This window comes from Nostoc sp. UHCC 0251 (assembly GCF_034932245.1).
GTDB lineage: Bacteria > Cyanobacteriota > Cyanobacteriia > Cyanobacteriales > Nostocaceae > Nostoc.
Genome location: NZ_JAYGHD010000526.1, coordinates 1 through 1,851, shown reverse-complemented (window position 1 = coordinate 1,851; position 1,851 = coordinate 1). Strand labels below are relative to the sequence as shown.

The following is a 1,851-nucleotide window of genomic DNA, read 5'->3' as shown; positions in this document are numbered from 1 at the left end:
TGATGGTCCATAATGATTGTGCAGAGTACAATCATTAGTTAGTTTGCTTAACCAGCGAGAAATCGCCGGAGTAATCTGCAACTGTTCCCCAGCAGTAATGATTTCTCGCAAATAACTTGTAAATAATCCATTGCCAACAGCAACTTCAGCTAGTTGTTGTAAGCCAACAAAGGGAATAAACAGTCTTTCAATCGCTTTTTGTTCAAGAAAACCTAATAAAGCCGATGCATCTCGGCGCAATTCCTCCGTAATCAAGACCAATGTCCCTCCAGAATGCCAAGTAGAAAACATTTCATGGAAGGAAGCATCAAAGCTGATAGGAGAAAATTGCAGAGTTCTTGCTCCACAAGAAACTTTCAGATTTTCCACTTGCCATTGGATTAAATTGCTCAGAGCCAGCTGACTCATGGCTACACCTTTAGGTCTACCCGTAGAACCAGAGGTGTAAATTACATAACCCAAGCTATCCGGTTGTACACCAGAGATGAGATTGTCTTGACTCAACTGCGAAACTAGCTGAACGTCAGTATCTAAACAGATAACTTTTCCTTGATTTTGGGGCAGTCTTTCAACAAGTGAATCTTGGGTTAGTAGTACTTGAACTTCAGCATCTTCTAACATGAAACTCAAGCGTTCATTAGGATAGTTAGGGTCAAATGGTAAGTATGCCCCACCTGCCTTAAGAATCCCCAACAGTCCCACCACCATTTCTATGGAACGCTCTACACACAACCCGACCAGGACATCTGCTTTCACTCCTAAAGATTTCAGGTAGTGCGCCAACTGATTTGCTTTGGCATTCAATTGGTAGTAGGTAAGTTGTTGATTTTCAAACTCCACCGCCACTGCATCTGGGGTACGCTCTACTTGTGACTCAAACAACTGATGCAGACATTTATCTTGGGGATAGTCTACTTGAGTATCGTTCCACTCTACTAATAACTGCTGTTGCTCAAGTTGTGTCAGCATTGGCAATTGGGAAATCCGCTCTTGGGGATGGGCTACAATTGCCTCTAGCAATGTGACAAAATGTCCAGCCATCCGCTCAATTGTTCCCGCATCAAATAAGTCAGTGTTATACTCCCATCCACCTACCAATCCAGCAGCAGTGTTCTGTATTGATAACAACAAATCAAACTTGGCAGTTGTGCTTTCTACTGGCAAAGAGCTGATATTTAAGCCAGCAAGTTCTATTGAGGACATGGGCGTATTATGCAGGACAAACATCACTTGGAACAGTGGTGCATGACTGAGATCCCGTTCTGGCTGCAATGCCTCAACTAGCATTTCAAAAGGTAAGTCCTGATGAGCGTAGGCATCCATTGCCATCAACCGAACGCGAGAGAGTAATTCGCTAAAGCTAGGATTGTCTGCCAAGTTGCTACGCAACACTAAAGTATTGGTAAAAAAGCCTATTAACCCTTCTATCTCACTACGATTACGGTTAGCAATGGGAGATCCCACCAAAATATCTTCCGTACCTGTGTAGCGATAAAGTAGGGTATCAAATGCTGCTAACAGCGTCATGAACAGAGTACAACCTTGCTGTTGGCTGAGTTTTGTTAACTTAAGAGTTAACTCCCCAGAGAGTGCAAAATCAAAATTTGCGCCAGCGAAAGTCTGCACAGCAGGTCTTGGTCGGTCTGTGGGTAGGGATAATAATGCTGGTGCATCTTTTAGTTGTTGTTGCCAGTACGAAAGTTGAGTTTGCAGTACCGAGCCTTGCAACCACTCTCTTTGCCAGATGGCAAAATCTGCATATTGAATCGGCAGAGGTCTTAAAGGAGACGGCTGGGCTTGAGAATAAGCGTTGTACAGTACTGCTAGTTCTTGGATAAACACACCCAATGA

Annotated in this window: 1 protein-coding gene; it reads right to left on the bottom strand. The window is 43.5% G+C overall.

Annotated features, from left to right (window positions below; genetic code table 11):
• Positions 1-1,851, bottom strand: a 1,851-nt coding sequence (locus tag VB740_RS36570) for a non-ribosomal peptide synthetase (RefSeq protein WP_323204691.1), incomplete at both ends; no start/stop codon positions are given.